Consider the following 22095-nt stretch of genomic DNA (forward strand, 5'->3'; position numbering starts at 1 on the left):
TTACGTTGACGGAAACGTCATGCAAAACCTATCGTCGGTGCATGAACCGCACGGTCGCCCTTGCTCTCGCCGCAGCACTGCTCTCCCCCGCGCCCGTTGCGGCCAGCGAAACGCGCATGATTCCCGGTGTCGCCGATCCCTACAAGACCGACGCCTTCGATCCCGCCGCCGATCCGGTCGCGCAGGTCGACGCCGCGCTCGCAGCGGCGCGCAATTCGGGCAAGCGCGTCCTGCTCGTCATGGGAACGAACGGCTGCCACGACAGCGCCTGGCTCGCGAACCTGCTCGCGACCGACCGCTTCGCGCCCGTCCGCGCCCGCTACGAGATCGTCTATGCGGACATCGGCATGCCGCATGTGCGCGGCCAGGGGCGCAACCCCGACGTTCCCGAACGCTTCGATTTCCGGATCAAGGGCACGCCGACGGTCGCGATCCTCGACGCAAACGGCAGCGTGCTCAATCGCAAGGCCGCGCCCAAATGGCGCAACGCCGCGAGCCGCAGCGATGACGACATCTATAACGAACTGATCGACTAGGGAGAGCGATATGGCCGAGATGAACCTTGCGGGGCGCGTCGCGCTCGTCACCGGCGCTTCGCGCGGCATCGGCCGCGGCATCGCGATCGGGCTTGCCGAAGCGGGCGCCGACGTCGCGGTGAACTACACCCGCGGCGAAGAAGCCGCCGCCGAAACCGTCGCCGCGATTGAGGCGCTCGGCCGCAGGGCGAAGGCTTATCAGGCATCGGTCACCGACGAGGCCGCCTGCGCCGCGATGATCGCCGCGGTCGAGGCCGATTTCGGCCCCCTGTCGATCCTCGTCAACAACGCCGGCATCGCGAGCCGCGGGCTCGCGGTCGCCGACACCGACCCCGCCGAGGTCGACAAGCTCTTCGCCGTCCACGCCGCCGGCCCGCACCGCCTGTCGCGTCTCGCGCTGCCGCAGCTCCGCCAGCACAAGCGCAGCGACATCATCGTCATTTCGAGCATCGCGACCTATGTGAACTCGCCGAACGGGGCGCCCTATACGATGGCGAAGGCAGCAGGGGAGGCCTTGGCGCTGACGCTCGCGAAGGAGGAACTGGCGAACGGCGTACGCGTCAACATCGTCGCCCCCGCGCTCACCGTCAGCGACATGGGCGAAAAACTGTCGCGCGCGATCACCGGCAACGCCGACATCCACCACCTCGACACCAAAATGCCCTTCGGCCGCGTCGCCGTCCCCGCCGATGTGGCGGCGGCGGTGGTCTGGTTCGTCTCGGGCGCGAACAGCTATTGCTCGGGCCAGAAGCTGAACATTGACGGCGCGGGACAGGCGACCTTCCGCTAAGGCGCCTCCATGCGTCCCGATTCGGCCTCTCCCGGCATCCCCTTCCTGATCGCGTGCGCTGGCATCGCGACCTTTTCGGCGATGGACGTGCTGATGAAGGGGCTGTCGATCGAGCTCGGCGCCTATAACGCCGTTCTCTGGCGCACTGGCACCGGCGCGCTGCTGAGCGGACTCCTCTATTTCGCGAGCCGTCCCCGATGGCCGGGCAAGGCGACGATGCAGATCCACGCATGGCGCTCGCTGTTCGTCGCGGGCATGGCGCTCAGCTTCTTCTGGGCCCTCGCGCGCCTGCCGATGGCCGAAGCCATCGCGCTCGCCTTCGTCGCGCCGCTCATGGCGCTCTATATGGCAGCGATCTTTCTGGGCGAGAAAATCGGCCCCCGCTCGGTCGCCGCCTCGGCGCTCGGCCTGTGCGGGGTGCTTGTGATCGTCGCGGGCAAGCTCGGCGGCAGCGACTATTCGGACGAGGCGCTCCTCGCGGTCGGCGCGGTGTTCCTCTCCGCCATCTTCTACGCCTACAATCTCATCCTCGCGCGGCGGCAGGCGAAGATGGCCGAACCGATGGAAATCGCCTTCTTCCAGAATTTCTTCGTCGCGGCGATTCTTGCGCTCGGCGCGCCCTGGTTCCTCGCCGTCCCCGACACCGCACAAGCGCCGAACATCGTCGGCGCCGCGATCCTAGCGACGACCTCGCTGCTGCTCTTGAGCTGGGCCTATGCCCGCGCCGAGACGCAGATCCTCGCGACGACCGAATATACCGGCTTTCTCTGGGCGATGCTGTTCGGCTGGTATTTCTATGACGAGGCGGTCACGCTGCCGACCGTCGCCGGCGCCTGTCTGATCGTCGCCGCCTGCCTGATCGTCGCGCGCAAGGCACCCCATGGCGACCCGATCGAACCGGCAGCGGCCTAGACCGCCGCGCGCGCCAGCCGGTCGTTGATCGCCGCGCCCAGCCCTTCGGCCGGGATCGCCGCCACCGCGATCTTTGCCTTCGTGCTTGCTGCCCCCGCGTGCAGCGCATCGAACAGGCGCGCCGCCGCCTCGGTCAGGTCGCCGCGCGCGCTGAGGTCGTAATCGCCCCGAACCGCTCCGAAGCCGATGCCATATTCGTCCGCCGCGAAATCGCGCGCGCCGAGCCGCACCGGCTTGCCCGGCGCATAATGGCTCGCGAGCATCCCCGGCGCGACGATCTCCGCCCCTTTCACGCCCGTCACGGCCAGCCCGCTCGCCTCCGCCAGCATCGCCGCGGTCACCGGCCCCGGCCGCAGCACCTCGACCGCGCCGTCCTCTACGCGGGCGATGGTCGACTCTACCCCCGCGCTCGTCGGCCCGTCGTCAATTACCAGCGCAATCCGCCCGTCAAGGCTCGCGATCACATGGCTTGCCTTCGTCGGGCTCACCCGCCCGCTCGCATTGGCGCTCGGCGCCGCGAGCGGCGCGCCCGACGCGGCGAGCAACGCCTGCATCGCGCGATGCCCCGGCACGCGGAGCGCAATCGTATCGAGCCCCGCGGTCGCCACGCTCGCGACCGGACAGCCCGGCGTGCGCGGCACCACCAGCGTCAGCGGTCCCGGCCAGAAGCGTGTCGCAAGCGCGCGCTCGGCGGTTCCGAACTGGCCCAACGTCTCGGCCATGGCGAGCGTCGGCACATGCACGATCAGGGGGTTGAAGTCGGGCCTGCCCTTCGCGGCATAGATGCGCGCGACCGCTTGCGGGTTCCTCGCATCGGCGGCTAGGCCATAGACCGTCTCGGTCGGAACCGCGACCGGCTGCCCCGCCGCGATCGCCGCGGCCGCGTCGGCGATGGAAGCATTATCGAACGCGCGAACAAGTGTGGACTTTGAGCCTTGGGCCATGCCGCGCTATAGCGCCCGCGCAACGATATTCACCAGCAAAGAACCGCAACCATGACCTATACGCCGCCTACGACCGAACAGCTCTTCGTTCTCGACCATATCGCGCGCATCGACGCTATGGCGCAGCATGACCGCTTTGCTGCCGCGACCCCCGACATGGTCGAGGCGATCGTCACCGGAATCGGCGAGTTCGCCGCCGAGGTCTATGCGCCGCTCAACCGCGTCGGCGACGTCCAGAACCCCAAATGGCAGGATGGCAACGTCACGATGCCGCCCGGCTTCAAACAGGCGTACAGGCAGTTCGTCGAAGCGGGCTGGGGCAGCATCGACGGCCCCGGCGCCTATGGCGGGCAGGACCTGCCCTTCACCCTCGCGACCGTGGTGATCGAGGCGCTCGGCAGCGCGAACATGGGCTTTTCGCTATGCAGCATCCTCACCCCCGGTGCGATCCACGCGCTGATGGCCTATGGCACCGAGGAACAGCGCCAAACCTGGCTGCCCAAGCTCGTCACCGGCGAATGGAACGGCACGATGAACCTGACCGAGCCCGCCGCCGGCAGCGACGTCGGCGCGCTGCGCTCGACAGCGGAAAAGGTTACCGATGGACCGAACGCCGGCCTCTACAAGATCAGGGGGCAAAAGATCTTCATTACCTTCGGCGAGCACGACCTCACCGACAATATCGTCCACCTCGTCCTCGCCCGCACCCCCGGCGCGCCCGAGGGGACGCGCGGTATCTCGCTCTTCCTCGTCCCCAAATATCGCCTCGACGAAGCGGGCAATCCGACGATCAGCAATGGCGTCCACTGTGCCTCGATCGAGCATAAGCTCGGCATTCACGGGTCGCCGACCGCGGTGATGGTCTATGGCGAAGACGAAGATTGTCTCGGCGAGATCGTCGGCGACGAAATGGGCGGGATGCGCGCGATGTTCGTGATGATGAACAATGCGCGGCTGATGATCGGCTGTCAGGGCATCCAGATCGGCGAGCGCGCGACGCAGCAGGCGCAGCGCTTCGCCGCCGAGCGCGTCCAGTCGGCGCTCGCGGGCTCGCCCGACCGCACCCCGGTGACGATCGACCAGCACCCCGATGTTCGCCGCATGCTGTGGCGGATGCGCGCGCAGACCGAGGCCGCGCGCGCGCTGACCTATTATGCCGCGGCGCAGATCGATTTCGGCAAGCTGGGCGACGAAGCGGCCGCAATGCGCGCCGAGGTACTGATCCCGCTCGTCAAGGCGCATGCGACCGACATCGGCTGCGAGGTCGCGAGCCTTGGCGTGCAGGTGCATGGCGGCATGGGCTTCATCGAGGAAACCGGCGCCGCGCAGCATTATCGCGACGCGCGCATCGCGCCGATCTACGAAGGTACCAACGGCATCCAGGCCGCCGACCTGGTCGGGCGCAAGCTCGGCATGGCGGGCGGCGACCTCATCCGCTCCCTGATAGACGATATCGCGCACGGCGCGGCCGATTATCCCGAGTTGCAGCAGCTCGTCGATGCGTGCCGCGCGGTCACCGACTGGATGGTCGGCGCCAACACGGCCGACCGGCTCGCGGGCAGCTACCCCTATCTTACCATGCTTGCGACGGCGACCTGCGGCTGGCTGATGGCGCTCCAGCACAAGGCGGCGAAGACCGCGCTCGACGAGGGGAAGGACGACGCCGCCTTTCTCGAAGCGAAAATCGCCTCGACGCGCTTTTACCTGCAACAGATCGTGCCCGCAGCGACGGGGCTCGCGGCATCGGCGCTCGCCGGCGACGCGGCGCTCGAACCGCTGCCCGCGATCGCCTGAATCGACTCGAATCCTGCGCCGTGTGCCCGTTCGCGCGGCGTAGGCTTTCGTTCATAATTAACGCGATGATAACCATCCGGGATTAGACGCGACCGGCAATTGCTGGAGACGTGCGCGTGCCGTTAGTGGACAACAGGAGGATTATCAGCTGGCGGACAATCTCGCTCTCGCTGATTCTCAGCGTGATTGTCGGCATCAGCGGCGCGGGCGAATTGCCGGACAGGGTGATTTCGATGGCGATCAGTCGCATCGCCGCGCGACCGGTTTCGGGCGATACTGTGATCGTGGCGCTCGACGACAAGACGCTGCAGGCGATCGGCGGCCGCGATTTCGACATCAATCACCACCGACGCCTCGTCCGTGCGATTGATGCGTCGCCGGCCCGGCGGCTGTTCATCGACTTTTCCTATGAACGACGGGTGCGGGATCGCGATTTTCCCCAATTTGCCGCCGCCGTGCGCCATATGGGCCCGCGTATCGTACTGGCCGTGCCGTCGGCCAGCTTTGCGGGAAACACCGCGAACATGCCGCTGTGGCCCGATCGCGGCTTCGGCCGGCAGGCCGTTCAGGGTTTCATCGGTTGGGAATATGAATTCTGGCAGGTGTGGAAGGTCCCGCTCGCGGTGCGGGCCGACGGTCGGCTCCTTCCCAGCTTTGCGTCGATCCTTGCCAATCGGCCGATTGACCACCCGGCCAATTTCGCGCTCGACCTCTCGTACGACCCCGATACGATCACGCAATATAGCGCGATCGACATCATGTCGGGCAAGCTCGACCCGAACCTGCTCCGCGGCAAGGACGTGATTTTCGCGCCCACATCGGCCGCATCGCCCGACCAGCATTATCTGCCGGGCCACGACAAGGTCCATGGCGCCTATATCCACTTGATCGCCAGCGAAGCGCTCAAGCGAGGCGAGCCGGTCGATATCGGCTGGCTTCCGGCGCTCGCCCTGGCCTTTGTCGCCTCGCTGGCGGCGCTCGCTTGGCAAAATGGCCGACGCTACGGGCTGGTCGCCATCGGCCTCACCTTTGCGCTGATCACGGCGAAACTCGTGAGCAGCCTGTCGCTGGTCACCATTCAGGTCGGGGCCGCCTGTTTCCTGATCGCCGCGATCACCGCCAACGTGTCGCGCAACCGCCGCCGCTCTTCGGCCCAGCGGGAAAATCCCGTGTCGGGCCTGCCCAATTTCGAAGCGCTGCGTTCGCAGGCGTCGTTCGGCAGCGCGACCGTGATCGCGGCAAAGGTCGTCAATTTCGAGGATCTGGCCGCCTTCATTCCCGGCGACGGCATCGGCAAGCTCGTCGAACAGGTCACGCGCCGCCTCCAGCTCGCGTCGCAGGGAACGACGCTTCACCACGATCTCGACGGCACTTTCGCCTGGCTCGTACCCTATTATCAGCACAGCCAGATCGAGGGGCAGCTCGCGGGCCTCGCCGCGCTGTTCAACGCGCCGCTGACGATCGGCGAGCTGCGCGTCGACGTCGCGATCGCTTTCGGGGTCAACGACGAGTTCGAAGGATCGAACGCGCAGCGCCTCGCCGCCGCGCTCGTCGCCGCCGAACGCGCGATTCGCACGCGGTCGCTGTGGACCAAATATACCTCGCGCCAGAAGGAGGACGCCGGCTGGCAGCTCTCCTTCCACTCGCAGCTCGAAGATGCGCTGACCGGCGGCGACATCTGGGTCGCCTTCCAGCCGCAATATCAGATCGCGACGCGGCAGCTCGTCGGGGTCGAGGCACTCGCGCGCTGGACGCACCCGACGCGCGGGCCGATCCCGCCCGACGAATTCATCGTGCAGGCCGAAAAGAGCCAGGACATCTATCGCCTCACCCTCTTCGTGATGGACCAGGCGATCCGTTCGGCGGCGCAGCTGCGCGACCGCGGCATGCCGATCAACATGTCGGTCAACCTGTCGGCGACCCTGCTCGATCACAGCGACCTTGTCGGCACGATCCGCGTCATGCTGACCGCGCATCACCTGCCGCCCGAGGCGCTGACGATCGAGATCACCGAAACCGCGCAGATCGAAAACAGCCGCCAGGCGCGCCAGACGCTCGCGCAGCTGCGCCGGACGGGCATCCGCCTGTCGATCGACGATTATGGCACCGGCCAGTCCAACCTCGAATATCTGACCGAGGTCGAGGCCGACGAAATCAAGATCGACAAGCGATTCGTGATGACGATGCGCGATTCGCAGCGGAACCTCGAAGTCGTCAAATCGACGATCGATCTGGCGCACCGCCTCGGCGCCGTCGCGGTCGCCGAAGGCATCGAGGATGCCGAAACCATGACGCTGCTCGGCCAGCTCGGCTGCGATGTGGGCCAAGGCTATCATCTTGGAAAACCACAGTTGTTTTCGGAACTGGCCGCAACTCTTTCAGCGTCCCCCCAGAACCGCACCGCATAGTGCCAGATTGGCAGCAATCCTTATAGTTAAGACTCGATTTACCTTACTAATTAAGGTATACGGCTCATTAACTGTTCTTCGTGGGCAGTGCATGCAGTGCATCTTAGGAGACATCCAATGGGTTGGTTCTACAGGTGGATGGGCGGCGGCGGCTCCGGCAACGGCGGCGGTCAGGCTTAATCCGAAACAAAATGAAGAATAGGGCTCCGGCATTGCCGGGGCCCTTTCTTTTTGCCGGTACCGGCTCGCGATGATCGTCTCCGCGTCGATAGCGGCCGCTCGGGGGAAGGCTGTCGAGGCCACCGCCGCGCCCGCGCCTCGTGGTCGCGGAACGGGAGCCTTTGCCCTTCGCGCCATTCTTCGCGCAAAACCCGCGGAATGCCTTGCTCCTTCTCCCCCAAGCGGGAATTCGCCGCGACGAGGCGAATCAAAATATCGACGAGTCGAGTCCCCGAACTGTCATTTACCGTCTTGCATCGTCGCGCCGACGTGGCACTATAGGTGGTGGGTCAACCACGGGGGCACCCCAATAAATTGTATCAGGCTGTAAGTGGCGGATTTCCGTCGTCCATCGCATATGGGCACGGGAAAACCCTTTTTGCGGCCAAAAAAAGTGCCCACGCGGACAGGTTTAGATGCTAAGACCGGGGCTTCGCCCTGAGTCGAACAAGACAGGAACAAAGCGCACCATGTGCGCGTTCAGATCGGGGGCGAATAAGATGGATTTTCGGGAAAGCGAACGGGTGGAGACGAGCGACGTGGCGACGGTGGAACTGACGAAGAATGACGCTCCGGCGACCCCCGAATCGAAGGGCGAAGCGAAGGGTGATTCGGCGCCCGCGAAGCTCAACGACGCAAGCGAGCCGAAGGTCCACGCGCGCCGCTTTGCGATCGTAACCGACGCCAGCCGCGACGCCCTTCTCACCGATTTCGGCAAGGAAACGCTGCAGGACCGCTATCTCCTCCCCGGCGAATCCTATCAGGACCTCTTCGCGCGCGTCGCCGACGCCTATGCCGACGATCAGGATCATGCCCAGCGCCTCTACGATTATATCTCGAAGCTCTGGTTCATGCCCGCTACCCCCGTTCTCTCGAACGGCGGCACCGGCCGCGGCCTGCCGATCAGCTGCTATCTGAACTCGGTCGACGACAGCCTCGAAGGCATCGTCGGCACGTGGAACGAGAATGTCTGGCTCGCGAGCCGCGGCGGCGGCATCGGCACCTATTGGGGCGCGGTGCGCGGCATCGGCGAACCCGTGGGCCTCAACGGCAAGACCAGCGGCATCATCCCCTTCGTCCGCGTGATGGACTCGCTCACTCTCGCGATTTCGCAGGGCTCGCTCCGCCGCGGTTCGGCCGCCTGCTACCTCGACATCTCGCACCCCGAGATCGAAGAGTTTCTCGAGGTCCGCAAACCCTCGGGCGATTTCAACCGCAAGGCATTGAACCTCCACCACGGCGTCCTCATCACCGACGAATTCATGGAGGCCGTCCGCGACGGCACCGAATTCAACCTGCGCAGCCCCAAGGATCAGAGCGTCCGCGCCACCGTCGACGCGCGCAGCCTGTTCCAGAAGCTCGTCGAAACGCGCCTCGCGACCGGCGAGCCCTACATCATCTTCATCGACCAGGTGAACCGCATGATGCCCAAGCATCATCGCGATCTCGGGCTCAAGGTCACCACCTCGAACCTCTGCTCCGAAATCACCCTGCCCACCGGCCGCGACCATCTCGGCAACGATCGCACCGCGGTCTGCTGCCTCTCGTCGCTCAACCTTGAAACCTGGGACGAATGGAACGGCGACAAGCGCTTCATCGAGGATGTCATGCGCATGCTCGACAATGTCCTGCAGGATTATATCGACCGCGCCCCGCCCGAAATGGCGCGCGCCAAATATAGCGCCAGCCGCGAACGCTCGGTCGGCCTCGGCGTCATGGGCTTCCACAGCTTCCTTCAGGCCCGCGGGCTTCCCTTCGAGGGCGCGATGGCGAAATCGTCGAACCTGCGCGTCTTCAAACATATCCGCGCGCAGGTCGACGCCGCCTCGATGCTGCTCGCCAATGAGCGCGGCCCCTGCCCCGACGCCGCCGATCAGGGGGTGATGGAGCGTTTCAGCTGCAAGATGGCGATCGCGCCGACCGCGTCGATCAGCATCATCTGCGGCGGCACCAGCGCGTGCATCGAGCCGATCCCCGCGAACATCTACACGCACAAGACGCTCTCGGGCAGCTTCTCGATCAAGAACCCGCATCTCGAAGCGCTTCTGGTCGACAAGGCGAAGAACAGCGACGCGATCTGGAACTCGATCCTCGAACGCGGCGGCAGCGTCCAGCACCTCGACTTCCTGACGCAGGATGAAAAGGACTGCTACAAGACGAGCTTCGAGATCGACCAGCGCTGGCTGCTCGAACTCGCCGCCGACCGCACGCCGTACATCGACCAGGCCGCCTCGCTGAACCTGTTCATCCCGGCGGACGTCGAGAAATGGGACCTGCTCATGCTCCACTATCGCGCGTGGGAACTCGGCATCAAATCGCTTTACTATCTCCGCTCGAAATCGGTGCAGCGCGCCGGCTTCGCGGGCGGGGTCGAGGCCGACAACACCCCCGAGGCGGCGAAGTTCGAACTCGCGGGCAGCACCGATTACGACGAGTGTCTGGCTTGTCAGTAAAGAGTTTCCTCGCCGACGCTTTTGGCATCACGCAGCTGCGTGAAAGCCACGAAACGCTCGGCGGGCGAAAATTCTGGACCCTGATGGGTGCCACACTGGCCTATATCGCCATTGGTTCTACGCTGAGCATAATGGCGGTTTGGCCTGGAAATTGTGATCACGAGGGTCGACGGCCCATAGGTTTCTTTAAGCAGTTCAACTGCAGTCCCGACCTGCTTTCCGGGGGCGCAGTCGAAATAGGTTTGTTTATCTGGCTTTGGTCTCTTCCGACGATTGGTATCGTCGCGGTGGCATGGTCCTGGATCAATCATTTCCGGCGCAAGCGCGCTCGAACGACGCAGTGGAGTAAGTAGATGCCCCTTCTAGAAGCCCGCAAGACCTACAAGCCCTTCGAATATCCCTGGGCGTTCGATTTCTGGAAGCGCCAGCAGCAGATCCACTGGGTTCCCGAGGAAGTGCCGCTGGGCGAGGATTGCCGCGACTGGGCGCAAAAGATCAGCGACCACGAACGCAATTTGCTCACGCAGATTTTCCGCTTCTTCACCCAGGCCGATATCGAGGTGCAGGATTGCTACCACGAAAAATATGGCAGCGTGTTCAAGCCGACCGAGATCAAGATGATGCTGACCGCGTTCAGCAACATGGAAACGGTGCATATCGCGGCGTACAGCCATTTGCTCGACACCATCGGCATGCCCGAAAGCGAATATGGCATGTTCCTCGAATATGACGAGATGCGCGCCAAGCACGACTATATGGGCACCTTCGGGGTCGAAAATGACGAGGATATCGCGCGCACGCTCGCGATGTTCGGCGGCTTTACCGAGGGCCTCCAGCTCTTCGCCAGCTTCGCGATGCTGATGAACTTCCCGCGCTTCAACAAGATGAAGGGCATGGGCCAGATCGTCAGCTGGTCGATCCGCGACGAAAGCCTCCACTGCGAAGGCATCATCAAGCTGTTCCACACCTTCACCAAGGAACGCGGCTGCCTGACCAAGGCGGTGAAGGAAGACATCATCGACACCTGCCAGAAAACGGTGCGGCTCGAGGATGCGTTCATCGACCTCGCCTTCGAACAAGGCCCCGTCCCCGGCATGACGCCGAAGGAGATCAAGCGCTATATCCGCTACATCGCCGACTGGCGCCTCGGCCAGCTGGGCTTCCAGCCGATCTACATGATCGACGAACACCCGCTCCCCTGGCTCGCCCCGCTGCTGAACGGCGTCGAGCACGCCAATTTCTTCGAAACGCGCGCGACCGAGTACAGCAAGGGCGCGACGCGCGGCGACTGGAACACCGTCTGGTCGAGCTTCGACAACCGCAAAAAGGCCAAGACCGGCGACGACGCGGCCCCCGCCGGCGACGCCGAAAATGACGGCGAAGACATGTTCGCCAAGGCAGGGATTGCCGCCGAGTAAGCGATGCCAAACCCCTCCCGCTTGCGGGAGGGGTGGTCGGAGACCCGTGGCTCCGACCACGAGACTTGGGAGCTTGCTCCCTAGTCGCCGCGGGGAGGGCACAGGCGCCACCCCACAACCGATAACAAGAAGTCAGAGGCCAAAATGACCGAAGAGAAAAAACCCAAACTCATCATCCTCAGCCAGCCGCAGCGCGCCACGCTCGAAGGCCTGTCAAACCGCCGCCCCCAACTCCCCAGCGATCCCGTGCGCGACGAACTCACCGCGCTGGGACTGGTGGTGAAACAGGGCGCCAAATGGGCGCTGACCCCGCAGGGCAAGAAGGTGCTGGCGGCGAGCTCGAACCGGCGCAACGCGGGCGGATTTTCGGTTTAAAGTATTGACTTTCTCGACAATTGAACATTTCAAAAAGCGAGTGCTAGCTTTAAAACGATAGGCACCGCAAATGAGCAAATCTTCGGTCCATCCCGAGCTATTCTCAAAACGGTTCAACATACCTGAGAGCGAACTTTCTCGCCTTGGAGTATTTGACCCAACGCTCAATGTCGACACCTTGCTGTTCCCGGATCCGCTTCTGCTTGAACGCAGCGAATACAAGGAGATGCGGGATGCCAGAGCATCTTTTGATCGATATTTCGAAAGGGTGATGACTCTTCTTCACGGCATAAGAGAAGAAGGCGACATGGTATGGCGAACGGCATTTAAGCAACTATCTTTCCCCGAAATCAAGGGGACTTGCTTGGGCTATGGCGCCGCCTCGATATCCGGTCGAGGTACAGGACCTAAAATGACCGAACAATTGGTACGTACGGGCCGAGATGTCGTCCGAATGGGGATCGACGATCCCGATCTGTTTATGGCTATGGGATTATTCGAAGAGAATTTTGGACCAGATTTGATTGGAGACATGTTCACCAATATTGCGTTTAGCCATATTGCTGACTTCAACCAGAGAATTATCCAAAAGCTCGGGATACCCGCTCAAGATTTCAGTATCAAACTGGCCAACGGAACGAAGCATTCAGCAAAATTCGCTTTGAACATGCTCCAGCCTGACGATGACGTCCCTGTCATCCTCTTACCAAAAGACATTCTGAGAGATCTACCGATCGCGACATGCTGGGCTGAAGTTCAAAATGTCGCTTCTGAAAATGAAGAATTCAGAGATACGCTCAACACGGCTGTGGCACATTTGTGGTCGAAGAAGACGCTAGAAAGCAAAAGCATCTTAAAAAATTGGGCCTTATCCACCCCAAGTGCGTTCGGGTCCTTGCTAGACATGCTTCACGGCCATGATGGTAAACCATATGATTTTGCCGCCGATCCCCTTGGTGAAATCGTATGGCGAAAAATCGGCGAAGAAATTTCAAAAAAATATCCATTTGATATAGATAGTCCCAAGAAAATAGATGAAAAATCGGCCGTTTCTCTTGTTAAGGACATTCTTGATCAGTTTATATTCCTAGTCGAAAAAAGAGACTTATGGAGAGAATTGTACGCAGATCAACATTGCCTTCAACCACGAATAGAAAAGTCTTGTCAGAGACTATTCTATGCAATGGCGCTCTCCTACTGCAAGGCTTACAATTTGGACGTAACACCGGAAGCGGATACAGGTAGAGGCCCTGTTGATTTCAAATTTTCTTCGGGGATAAGAACCAGAATTCTCATAGAAATTAAGTTATCCTCGAACACTCAGGTCGTAAAAGGCTTCGAAAAGCAACTTAATATTTATAATGATGCCGAAAATCCCATAGCAAGCTACTACGTGGTCGTGAACGTCGGGCATCTTGGCGGCAAGCTTAAAAAGCTCAACGCCCTTAGAGATAAGCAGATTAGTGCCAAAGGATCCGCACCCGAGTTAATCGTTGTTGATGGCTTGCCTCGCCAATCAGCAAGCAAGGTGCAATAATCCCCAATTAGTCGTCGCCTAGCCAAGGCCCATCGGCTAACCACATCTCAATGCCCGGGGTTTTCGTCCATCGCCGCGATACGCATTATGCCGACGAACCCTATGGGCAATATCAATTCCCCAAAGTCTATCTGTCGCGCGCCAGCCAGTTTGAAGGCGATTGGGCCGTCTATTATGAGCCGGTCAAGGCTGGCGGCCGGGGCTTCTATGCCGTTGCCTGGGTCGAACGCATCGTCCCCGATCCGACGCGCGACGGCCATTATCTCGCGCTGATCAAACCCGACACCTATCTCGACTTTGCGCACAATGTTCCGCGAACGATCGATGGCGAACTTGTCGAAAGAGATTTGGCCAATGCTCAAGCGGCCGTCCGCCCGCTTAGCCAGCGCGACTTTGTTCGCATCATCGACCTTGGCCTCGGCGACGATGAAAACACCCTGCCCCGCATTGGCGATCCGGCCACTCCATTCCCGCCCTCGCTTCGCGACAACCCGCGCCCATTCCGCTTCGAGCAGGAGCGTGTTCGCACCGAAAGCCTGACCTCGCGCATCGTTCGCGACCGCGTCTTCCGTACCGCCGTGCTCGCCGCCTACGACAAGCGCTGCGCAATGACCGGCCTTAAATTCATTAACGGCGGCGGACGCGCCGAAGTCGCCGCCGCGCATATTCGTCCTGTGGCCGCCAATGGTCCTGACAGTGTTAACAACGGCCTCGCCCTATCAGGCACCGCACACTGGATGTTCGACCGCGGCTTGATTTCCTTGGACGACGACCTCTCGGTCCTCGTCTCACGCCACGTCAACGATATCGATAGTCTCAAACGGCTGCTCCGGTCCGACCGGAAGGCGATCGAACCGCTCGATCCGGCGCTCCGTCCACATCCGAGCTTCCTCGCGTGGCATCGGGAAAACGTCTTTAAGTTGTAGGGATCGTTAGTCGCCTTCCGCGCACCGTCGCAAAAGACGCCTTCCATCGCCGCCGCCCGCACCCCCCAAAATCCTATTTCGCACACCCCACCCCAAAAACCCCTTTCCTACATTATCCGCCTATGCTCCAAACTGGCAGATGAGCCACATCGCCCCCATCCCCGCGCCCGGCGCGGACCTCGCCCCCGCCCCCGACCCCACCCCCGCGCTCGATGCGCACGGCCATGACCCCGCCGACTACGACTGGGTGCCGGTGCTGAAAAAGCGCCGCAAGGACGGCTGGTCGCCCGACAAGCAGCGCGCCTTTATCGAGGCGCTCGCCGATTGCGGCTCGGTCGCATCCGCCGCGCGGGCTGTCGGCATGTCCGAATCGACCGCCTATCGCCTGCGCCGGTCTCCGGGCGCCGAAGCGTTCGACCGCGCCTGGTCGGCGGCGATCGACGCGGCGTCGAAGAAATTGCTCGACGCCGCCTTCGAACGCGCGCTCGTCGGTACCGACGAGCCGGTGTTCGACCGCGACGGCCACCGCGTCGGCCGCCGCCTCCGCCAGAGCGACCGGCTGCTGATGTTCCTGCTGCGCGCCTATGGCCCCGATTGTTTCCGCGATGCCGCGGCGCGCGGCGCGAGCGCGTCCGGGCGCACGCCCGTGTCCACCCCGGTGGCCGAGGCTTTGGTCCACCTCCATCCCGCGCCGCCCGCCGCGCCCGAAGCGCTGATGGCGCCCGATGACCTTGCGATGGCGCTCGACATCGCCGATCAGTGCGACGGCCAATTACCGCCCTGGTATCGCGAGGATCGTGAGGAGTTGCTGGCAGTGCCGGCCGCCCCGGCCCCCGTCGCAGCGGCGGGCGACGCGGCAGATGACGGGGCTGACCTTTACTGACCTTTGGCCGCGCCGCCGCGCCATTGGGCTGACCTTTACTGACCTTTGGCGGCGCGGCGGCGCCGTTGGGCTGACCTTTACTGACCTTTGGCGGCGCTGCGCGTGGGGGGCCACCCCCTCAATTCATCGCCGAACCCGCCGGAAACCCGCGCAGCCCCGCGACCGCGAACATCACCCCGCCGCGCACCGCCTCGGGCGAATCGGCGAGCAGATAGAGCTTGACCAGTTCGCGCGTCACCTCGCTGTCGTCGTCGACGACCAGCCGCAGCGACGCGATGCCAAGGTCGTTCTTCGCCATCACGACGTCGCGGATCAGCGGCAGCGGCCAACTGTCCGATGCGCCGCGATACAGCCGCGCGCCGTCGTGCCAGATAAAGGCATCGCGCCGCCGCCACGCGCGAAAGAAAGCCGCAAAGCCAAGCAGCGCCGCGGCGATCGCGGCGGTGGCGAGCAGATTGCCGAACAGCAGCATGCGCAGCACCGCGTCCGCGCCGTCGCCCCATGCCATGCTCGCCTGCCGCACGATCAGCGCCGTCGCGGCGAGCGCACACAGCAATTGCCCCGCCAGCAGCGGCTTCGCCTTCAGCCGGCCGATCACGATCTGTCTGCTAAACCCGCCTGTCATCGCGCGCCTACATAGGAAGCGCGCCCGCCCCGCGCCAGTCCGCGGCGCTGACCGACCTGCTCGCCCCGCCCTTTGCCGCCGACCCCGCCTTGACACGCCGCGCCGCAGCGCGCACCCATCGGACAGGGGAGAATAACCGCATGATGTCGCGCCATTGCACCATCGTCGCGGCGATCGGCGCCGCTTTCGCCGCGTCGGCCGGTGCGACTCAGGCGCCCTCCGCTCCGCCCCCGCTGCCCGACCCCGTGACCGAACGGCATTTCAGCCCCGCGGGCCGGATTTCGATCGAAACCTATCGGCTCGATCCCGCGACCGCGCCGGTTCCGTCGCCGACGGTCGCGCAGCGCCGCTACCTTGCGCACCGGCTGGGCAAGCAGGCGGGCAAGCCGCTCGACGTCGTCGTCGCCTGCTGGATCAAACCATCGGGCGAGGTCGCCGACAATTGCGCGCCGGACAATCTGCACGCCTATTCCCAATTCGACGTGTTCGCGCTCGATTTCGCCCGCGTGCCCCGGCCGGTGTTTCCGGTCTTTCCCGAACTGACCGACCGCCGGCCCCGACCCCGCCGCGTCGAATATCGCTACCATTACGACGGCGCGCCGCTTGCGCCCATCGACTGGGACCGCGGGCCACTCGTCGACCGGCAGCAAATCGCTCCGCTCGCGCGCACCGACTGGGTTGAATATCCGATCCGCGCGATGGCGGCGCGCAAGGAGGCAAAGGTCCTCGTCGAATGCCAGGTGCAGGACGACCGATCGATCGTCTGCCGCACGCTCGACGTCGTACCGGCCGAGAATATGTCCCATTTTTCGGACGCCGGCGAATATCAATATATCGCGCGGCGCGCGCCCGCGACGCTCGCCGACGGCCGCGCCAGCGCCGGTGCGCGCGCGCGTTTCGAACTCGACTTCCGCCTGCCCGACTGACCGGGCGCGAATGTCACCAGGGGAGAGCCGCCGCATGTCCAGCCCTCGCATCACCGCCGCCGCGCTCGTCCTCGCCGCGCTTGCGCCGCCTGCCGCCGCGACCTCGATCTACACCCCGCCGCCGCACAAGGCCGAGCGTGCGTGCGGGGTGCTCGCGGGGGTGCTCGCGCGGCTCGCGACCGCCGAACGCCGCGAACTCACCGACCTCCTGCTCGGCATGCAGGTGACGACCGACGCGCTCGGGCGCGTTCAGGGGGCCGAGTGGGACGCGCTGCTCGCGGAGCTGCGCACGCACAATGGCAAGCCGGACAAGTGGCCGATGCGGCTGACCGCGCTGCACCGCATCGACGACCGCGACCGCAAGAACGCCGCACTTTACGTGGCGATGGTCGAGCGCGAACGTTGGGAGCTGCATCGCTATGCAGGCGACGACGGCATGCTGATGCCGGTCTATAAACCCGACCCGCATTATGACACCGCGCCGGGCTTCTGGATAGTCGTCTTCAGCGGCAACCAGGTCGTCAGCCTGCGCGAAGCGGGCGAACTCTATATGACGCGGCCGGGCAAGGCGACCGACTGCCGGGGCGCCGTCGACCCCGAGGGGCCCGTCGCCGTCACCGTACCCCGAAAGGACTAACCGGGCCGTACGCGCGGCAAGCCGGTGCCGCACCTGCTTCATCCTTGCTATAGTGCACGCGAAAGGAGAAAGCCCATGCAGGCCGTAACCGAAGGCGACCGCCGCAAGGAGGTGCGCCACCTCCTCGAACAGATCCAGGCGCATCCCGAACGCGACTGGACCGCGGCGCGCCAGCGCCTCGCGACGCTCAACAAGCTGATCGCCACGTCGTCGCGTCAAGACCCGCACTAGGGTCAAGGACCGGCCACTCGTCGCGCGCACGCCGCCGTCCGCCGCAATCACGCGGGAGACCGGAAACGCGCGGGCGCGCCGCCGGTTTCTCCCTCGATGCATCGGATTGATGCCCGACGATGGAGACCGACATGCGCAAAGTACCCGCCCTTATCGCGCTCGCCCTAGTCGCAGCGCCCGCGCTGGCGCAACCCGCCGCCGGTCCCGCGCCGCCTGCGGACACCGTCGACGGCAAAGCGGCCGATGCCGCCAACCTCACCCTCGCCACCCGCGAACAGGTCCGCCCTGGCGTCCAAATCCATTCGACCGACGGTCAGAGCATCGGCACCGTTCAGGGCATCGATGGCGATACCGCCATCGTCGTGCGCGACGGCGCGCTCTATAATATCCCGCTCGCCGCCATCTATCATGGGGCGGTCGGGTCGTCGCATGGCCTCGTCACCAAATTGTCGCGCGCGGAGATCGAGGCGCGGACGACGGCGGCGGCCGAATAGCGCCGGGTATGAACAGCGGTGACCGCCCCTTGCAGCAAGGGAGGTCTCCGCTCAGCAGACCGCATCGCACCAGCGATCGGGGAGGGAGCCGGGATGCCGGCTCCCTTTCGCCGTTCTGCCGAGGGTGCCGAGGCCAAGAAAATGGCCCGCCCCGGAGGGGGAGCGGACCAGTTTCGGTGCCGGCGCGCCGGATGACGTCGCCGGTCCTCTATTGTTCGCTATTCAGCCTCTTCGAACAGGTCGATCGCATTGGCCGCATTGGCCGAAAGGCGGACGGTGTCGCCCTCGACCGCTGCTACAAGGCCGGCGGGTAGATAGTGATGCTTGCCATCGACGCTGTCGGCCTTGGTCAGCTTGATGCGCTCGCCGTCGAGATGGTCGACGGTGCCGATATGGACGCCGTCGGCGCCGATGACATTCATGTGTTCCTTGATCGCGCTATGGTCATGCCCTGCCATCGTAAGTCTCCTTGCGCTCCGGAAAAGGGGAGCCTCGCCATCATACGCATCGAAAGCGAGTCGGCTCCATAGGTCGAGACGGGCCGCCCCAAAGCTGCGCCCGCTTTCCAAGCGTGCGACGCGGCGATAGACTTCGCCAATGCGTTATTTTGCCCTGCTCGCCGCGCCCCTGCTTGTCGCTGCGCCCTTTCCGGCTTTCGCCTGCTCGGTCGCGCCGGACTATCGGGTGCCGACGAACCTCGCACTCGTCGAGAGCGCGGGCCTGATCCTGCTCGGCACCGTGACCGACGGCGATTTCGCGCCCGGCAGCAGCGAAGAGCAGATGGTCACGGTCGAACCGGCCGAGACGCTCAAGGGCGCGATGCCGACGGGGCCGGTGGCATTGCCCGGGATGATCGCGACGGGGACCGGAACGCCACTCAGCAATCCCTATGAACTCGGCGAAGCGCATCCGCAGAGCTTCGCCGGGGCGTGCATCCGCTATGTCTTCCCGCGCGGGTCGCGCGTCCTCTTCTTCCTCGACCGGCAGGATGGCGGCTGGCGCGCGGCGGGCGGCGCATTCAGCCGCTGGGCCGAAGACGTGCTGACCGACGACGCGCCCTGGTTGCAGCTCGTACGCTTTTACATCGACATCGCCAAACTGCCCGAAGCGGAACGCGCCGACGCGCTGGTCGAGCGCCGCGACGAACTCGCCGCGCTGGGCGACGATCCCGTCGCACAGCTGGTCGCCGCGGACATCGACCGCCAGCTTGCGGGGCCGAACCCGCCGCTGCGCGGCGAACTGCCCCCCGCGCCCGACCCGGCGGACGCCGAGAGCGCCGAAGAGATGATCGAAGCCGCCGACGCCGCCGCCGCGGTCGCCGATGGAACGGACACCGAAAGCGAACGCGAAGAGACGGATATCGAACGCGAGGACGGCGAACCGCGCGACTAGGAAGCGCCAGTGCACCAAGGGCGCCGTCGGCCCTCCCACGGCCGCGCCAGCCCTTCGCCGATGAGCAGCGATCCGACGCTGTCGCCGCCGCGCGTGACGATCCGCAATTTGCGCCCGTAACGGTCGCTGTCGCGCCCGGCGCTTTCGAGGCTGAAGGCACCGGCGTTCAGCCATTGCTGCAGGCGCTCGGTTGCCGCGCCGCCCAGCGCCGCCTCTTCGGCGCAGCGCGCGGGATGGGTTTCGGGGGTGTCGATGTCCGCGATCCGGTATTTTTCGTCCGCGAACCAGAAGGTGTCGCCATCGACGACGCAATTGCTGCCGCCGCCGCTGTGGCAAAAGGTGAAATGGGCCGACAATCCATCGCGAATCGGCCCATGGGGCGCCGCGCCATCCTCTGACGCGAAGAGCGCCGCGACGGGAGCAACGACGGCGTCGGTCTCCTCCGGAAACCGCAGGAAAGTCGAAAGCGCAGCGACGAACGCGACCATCATGGCCGGCGCCAGCCACAGGTTGGATCGCACGGGCCGGCGACGCTGGATGGGCTTGCGGCGGCGCGCTGCACGCCGCGGCTTATGGTGGAAATCGGGGCCGGACATATCCCGACCCTAGCGTTTAGGGCTTAGCAAAATCCCAACGAGGCATCTCCGCAATGGCAGCCAAGGCTCGGCAATCGCATTCGCTCCGGCACCGTTTCAGACCCTATGTCGATCGATCAGGGCGCGCCGCGCGGCTCGTCGTCGTCCACTCCGCCTGGCCCCAATTCGTCATCCTCGTCATCGTCGCTGCGCTCGCCGCGATAAGCGTCCATGTCGATCCGGCCCGATCGTTCCATCTGGCGCATATGATCGACCAGATCCTGCACATCGTCGCTCGCGTCGCCGCTCGGCTTCTTGGCACTATCCTCCAGGCGCGTCTCGCGCCGCGCCGCCTCGGCGACGCTTTGTGCCTGCGCGCTCTCGTCATCCTGCTCGCGGTTGCGGGCTTCTGGGGCATCTGCTGCGGGGGGTATGCGGGGATCGTCGATCATGGCCAGCTCCTTTCAGGGGATGGCCGGAAAACGCACAGCTTCGTCGTGCCGTTCCTCAGACGGTCGCGGCGAGCACCTTATTCTCGATTACGCGGATGAACGCCTCCGGATCTTGCGCGCCAGGAATCAGCATCCGACCGCCCAGAATGAAGGCGGGCACGCCGGTGATATTCTGGTCGGCCCAATAGGCTTCCTCGGTGCGCACCATGTCGCCGAACTCGCCCGACGCAAGGATCCCCACCGCGCGGTCGCGGTCGAGCCCGACCGATGCTGCGACATCCGCCAATACGCCATGGTCGCTGACATCGCGATTGTCGGTAAAATGCGCGGCGAATAGCGCCAGCTTCAATGCCGTCTGCACCCCGGTAGGCCCCTCCTGCTCGGGCTCCTCTATCGCGCCGGCCCACGTCAGCAGGCGGTGCGCGTCGAAACTGTTGCGCATGCGGAAATCGGGACCGCGGTTGAAGGCAAAGCCCAGCTCGCCGGCGAGACTGGCGAGCCGCCCCGTATTGGCGCGGCTCTGCTCGGGGCCAATGCCATATTTGCGCATGACATGGCTGCCCGCATCCTCGCCCTCCGGCGGCATGTCGGGATTGAGCTCGAAGGGATGCCACTGAATGCGAAAATCCAGTCGTCCGGCGAAATAATCCATGACCTGACGGAATTTCAGCCAGCCGATGATGCACCACGGGCACATCACGTCGGATACGATATCGACGCTCAGGCGCGGAACCCGCGGTTCAGTCAAAGCCGATCTCCTGCCGGCGCGGCGCGCCGTGCTCAATCGGCTGCACGGCGATCCTTGCCCGTTCGCCGGTCGCCCTTGCGGCGATCCGGCCCATTGTAACCGGGATCTTCGGCCTTGCGTCGGTCGCCCGCACGCCGGTCCGAACGCACCCTCTTATCGTCACCGTCTGCCACAGGCTTCCTCCCCGCCCAAAGGAAAATGGAAGCGACCCGGCACTCAGTAACTCATATAATGCTAAAAAAGACAAGCAACGGTCCGGATCCGCCGCTTGTTGGCCCCGGCTTTCGCCGGGGTTCATATCTCTATCGGCCACGTCCGGCCGAAAATCGACGATCTGCCGAGTTAATGACCTGCATTGGCCGTTCCATCGACCGGAGCCACCGGCGCCGGCCGCGACAGCACCCACCAACCGCCGATCATCAGCAGCACCGACAAGGCCTCGACGATCATGCCCTGCACGATCCCCGAATTGACCGGATCACCGCTCGCGGCTCCGAACAGCCGCCCGGCCAGCGCGGTGCCGTAAAGCGCCGCGGGCACCAGCAACGCGCGTACCCACGCCGGGACCAATGCGCCGAGCGCCGCCGCGCCCGCCGATACAAGAAAGAAGGACGACAGATCGGCGCGCAGGGTGTTGATCGCGACCCCGCTGATCGTAAAGCCGAAAGTCTCGGTATAGCTCGCTGGATCGATCAACCCGCGCGCGCCCACGATGCCAAAAAATGCCGCCCACAGCAGGACGGCGCCGCGCAAGACCATATCGACCATCATTTTTCTCCCGGTTTGCCGCAAGCTGCGCCATCGGGGGAGAAAGTTCAAT

The 22095-nt window shown here is 64.3% G+C and carries 25 protein-coding genes; 17 read left to right on the plus strand and 8 right to left on the minus strand.

Going from position 1 to position 22095, the window contains the following annotated elements; all coding sequences use genetic code 11:
- The first annotated feature begins 41 nt into the window (after window positions 1-41).
- From HDC35_RS07475 to HDC35_RS07485, 3 genes are read left to right on the plus strand one after another with little or no spacing between them, the layout of a single operon-like run.
- Complete coding sequence (locus tag HDC35_RS07475; RefSeq protein WP_184645307.1) at window positions 42-536, plus strand: thioredoxin family protein; 495 nt, start codon at window positions 42-44, stop codon at window positions 534-536.
- Between the two features lie 10 nt (window positions 537-546).
- Window positions 547-1326, plus strand: a complete 780-nt coding sequence (locus tag HDC35_RS07480) for an SDR family NAD(P)-dependent oxidoreductase (protein ID WP_184645309.1) — start codon at window positions 547-549, stop codon at window positions 1324-1326.
- A gap of 9 nt (window positions 1327-1335) precedes the next feature.
- On the plus strand, window positions 1336-2238 hold the full coding sequence (locus tag HDC35_RS07485; RefSeq protein WP_184645311.1) for a DMT family transporter: 903 nt from the start codon (window positions 1336-1338) through the stop codon (window positions 2236-2238).
- Here the strand turns inward: HDC35_RS07485 and HDC35_RS07490 are convergent.
- Window positions 2235-3182 carry an L-threonylcarbamoyladenylate synthase gene (locus tag HDC35_RS07490; protein ID WP_184645313.1) on the minus strand — a complete coding sequence of 316 codons (948 nt, stop codon included), beginning with the start codon at window positions 3180-3182 and terminating at the stop codon, window positions 2235-2237. The genes HDC35_RS07485 and HDC35_RS07490 overlap by 4 nt on opposite strands.
- Window positions 3183-3233: 51 nt before the next feature.
- Between HDC35_RS07490 and HDC35_RS07495 the strand changes: the two genes are divergently transcribed.
- A complete protein-coding gene (locus tag HDC35_RS07495; RefSeq protein WP_184645315.1) occupies window positions 3234-4976 on the plus strand; it encodes an acyl-CoA dehydrogenase in 1743 nt (580 codons plus the stop codon).
- 82 nt (window positions 4977-5058) lie between these two features.
- Here the strand turns inward: HDC35_RS07495 and HDC35_RS19510 are convergent, their stop codons facing one another.
- Window positions 5059-5226: a hypothetical protein gene (locus HDC35_RS19510; RefSeq protein ID WP_221438226.1), complete on the minus strand. Its 168-nt coding sequence runs from the start codon at window positions 5224-5226 to the stop codon at window positions 5059-5061.
- Between HDC35_RS19510 and HDC35_RS07500 the strand changes: the two genes are divergently transcribed.
- The 8 genes from HDC35_RS07500 (at window position 5210) to HDC35_RS07535 (ending at window position 15195) form a co-directional block, all read left to right on the plus strand.
- Window positions 5210-7384, plus strand: a complete 2175-nt coding sequence (locus tag HDC35_RS07500) for an EAL domain-containing protein (RefSeq protein ID WP_260397618.1) — start codon at window positions 5210-5212, stop codon at window positions 7382-7384. The genes HDC35_RS19510 and HDC35_RS07500 overlap by 17 nt on opposite strands.
- A 719-nt stretch (window positions 7385-8103) precedes the next feature.
- Window positions 8104-10056, plus strand: coding sequence for a ribonucleoside-diphosphate reductase subunit alpha (locus tag HDC35_RS07505; protein ID WP_184645319.1), 1953 nt, complete (start codon window positions 8104-8106; stop codon window positions 10054-10056).
- Window positions 10047-10409 carry a hypothetical protein gene (locus HDC35_RS07510; protein ID WP_184645322.1) on the plus strand — a complete coding sequence of 121 codons (363 nt, stop codon included), beginning with the start codon at window positions 10047-10049 and terminating at the stop codon, window positions 10407-10409. The genes HDC35_RS07505 and HDC35_RS07510 overlap by 10 nt, the downstream gene beginning before the upstream one ends.
- Window positions 10410-11474, plus strand: a complete 1065-nt coding sequence (locus tag HDC35_RS07515; RefSeq protein ID WP_184645324.1) for a ribonucleotide-diphosphate reductase subunit beta — start codon at window positions 10410-10412, stop codon at window positions 11472-11474.
- 144 nt (window positions 11475-11618) lie between these two features.
- Window positions 11619-11849: a hypothetical protein gene (locus HDC35_RS07520; protein WP_184645326.1), complete on the plus strand. Its 231-nt coding sequence runs from the start codon at window positions 11619-11621 to the stop codon at window positions 11847-11849.
- A 70-nt stretch (window positions 11850-11919) separates the two neighbouring features.
- Window positions 11920-13386, plus strand: coding sequence for a hypothetical protein (locus HDC35_RS07525; protein ID WP_184645328.1), 1467 nt, complete (start codon window positions 11920-11922; stop codon window positions 13384-13386).
- 50 nt (window positions 13387-13436) lie between these two features.
- Window positions 13437-14312, plus strand: a complete 876-nt coding sequence (locus HDC35_RS07530; protein ID WP_184645330.1) for an HNH endonuclease — start codon at window positions 13437-13439, stop codon at window positions 14310-14312.
- 139 nt (window positions 14313-14451) lie between these two features.
- Window positions 14452-15195, plus strand: coding sequence for a hypothetical protein (locus HDC35_RS07535; protein ID WP_184645332.1), 744 nt, complete (start codon window positions 14452-14454; stop codon window positions 15193-15195).
- 118 nt (window positions 15196-15313) lie between these two features.
- Here HDC35_RS07535 and HDC35_RS07540 read toward each other — a convergent pair whose 3' ends face one another.
- Window positions 15314-15820: a hypothetical protein gene (locus HDC35_RS07540; protein ID WP_221438175.1), complete on the minus strand. Its 507-nt coding sequence runs from the start codon at window positions 15818-15820 to the stop codon at window positions 15314-15316.
- A 140-nt stretch (window positions 15821-15960) separates the two neighbouring features.
- On the opposite strand from HDC35_RS07540, the gene HDC35_RS07545 reads away from it, so the two are divergent.
- The 4 genes from HDC35_RS07545 (at window position 15961) to HDC35_RS07560 (ending at window position 18108) form a co-directional block, all read left to right on the plus strand.
- Window positions 15961-16746: a hypothetical protein gene (locus HDC35_RS07545; RefSeq protein ID WP_184645334.1), complete on the plus strand. Its 786-nt coding sequence runs from the start codon at window positions 15961-15963 to the stop codon at window positions 16744-16746.
- A gap of 34 nt (window positions 16747-16780) precedes the next feature.
- Complete coding sequence (locus tag HDC35_RS07550; protein WP_184645336.1) at window positions 16781-17383, plus strand: hypothetical protein; 603 nt, start codon at window positions 16781-16783, stop codon at window positions 17381-17383.
- Window positions 17384-17458: 75 nt separating this feature from the next.
- Entirely contained in the window at window positions 17459-17614 is a 156-nt protein-coding gene (locus HDC35_RS07555) for a hypothetical protein (RefSeq protein WP_184645338.1), read from the plus strand.
- A gap of 131 nt (window positions 17615-17745) precedes the next feature.
- Window positions 17746-18108 (plus strand): hypothetical protein, encoded by a 363-nt coding sequence (locus tag HDC35_RS07560; protein ID WP_184645340.1) that lies wholly within the window; start codon window positions 17746-17748, stop codon window positions 18106-18108.
- Between the two features lie 218 nt (window positions 18109-18326).
- On the opposite strand, the gene HDC35_RS07565 is transcribed toward HDC35_RS07560, so the two are convergent.
- Window positions 18327-18566 carry a DUF2171 domain-containing protein gene (locus HDC35_RS07565; RefSeq protein ID WP_184645342.1) on the minus strand — a complete coding sequence of 80 codons (240 nt, stop codon included), beginning with the start codon at window positions 18564-18566 and terminating at the stop codon, window positions 18327-18329.
- Window positions 18567-18705: 139 nt separating this feature from the next.
- Between HDC35_RS07565 and HDC35_RS07570 the strand changes: the two genes are divergently transcribed.
- Window positions 18706-19500: a hypothetical protein gene (locus HDC35_RS07570; protein ID WP_184645344.1), complete on the plus strand. Its 795-nt coding sequence runs from the start codon at window positions 18706-18708 to the stop codon at window positions 19498-19500.
- Here the strand turns inward: HDC35_RS07570 and HDC35_RS07575 are convergent.
- From HDC35_RS07575 to HDC35_RS07590, 4 genes are all read right to left on the minus strand, one after another.
- The gene (locus HDC35_RS07575; protein WP_184645346.1) at window positions 19497-19991 is read right to left on the minus strand and encodes a thermonuclease family protein; all 495 of its coding nucleotides are present in this window, start codon (window positions 19989-19991) and stop codon (window positions 19497-19499) included. The genes HDC35_RS07570 and HDC35_RS07575 overlap by 4 nt on opposite strands.
- Before the next feature lie 221 nt (window positions 19992-20212).
- Entirely contained in the window at window positions 20213-20527 is a 315-nt protein-coding gene (locus HDC35_RS07580; protein WP_184645348.1) for a hypothetical protein, read from the minus strand.
- Window positions 20528-20582: 55 nt separating this feature from the next.
- On the minus strand, window positions 20583-21275 hold the full coding sequence (locus HDC35_RS07585) for a DsbA family oxidoreductase (protein ID WP_184645350.1): 693 nt from the start codon (window positions 21273-21275) through the stop codon (window positions 20583-20585).
- Window positions 21276-21617: 342 nt separating this feature from the next.
- Window positions 21618-22046 carry a hypothetical protein gene (locus tag HDC35_RS07590; RefSeq protein WP_260397619.1) on the minus strand — a complete coding sequence of 143 codons (429 nt, stop codon included), beginning with the start codon at window positions 22044-22046 and terminating at the stop codon, window positions 21618-21620.
- Window positions 22047-22095 lie beyond the last annotated feature (49 nt).

This window comes from Sphingopyxis sp. JAI128 (genome assembly GCF_014207235.1).
In the GTDB taxonomy this organism is placed as follows: Bacteria; Pseudomonadota; Alphaproteobacteria; order Sphingomonadales; family Sphingomonadaceae; genus Sphingopyxis.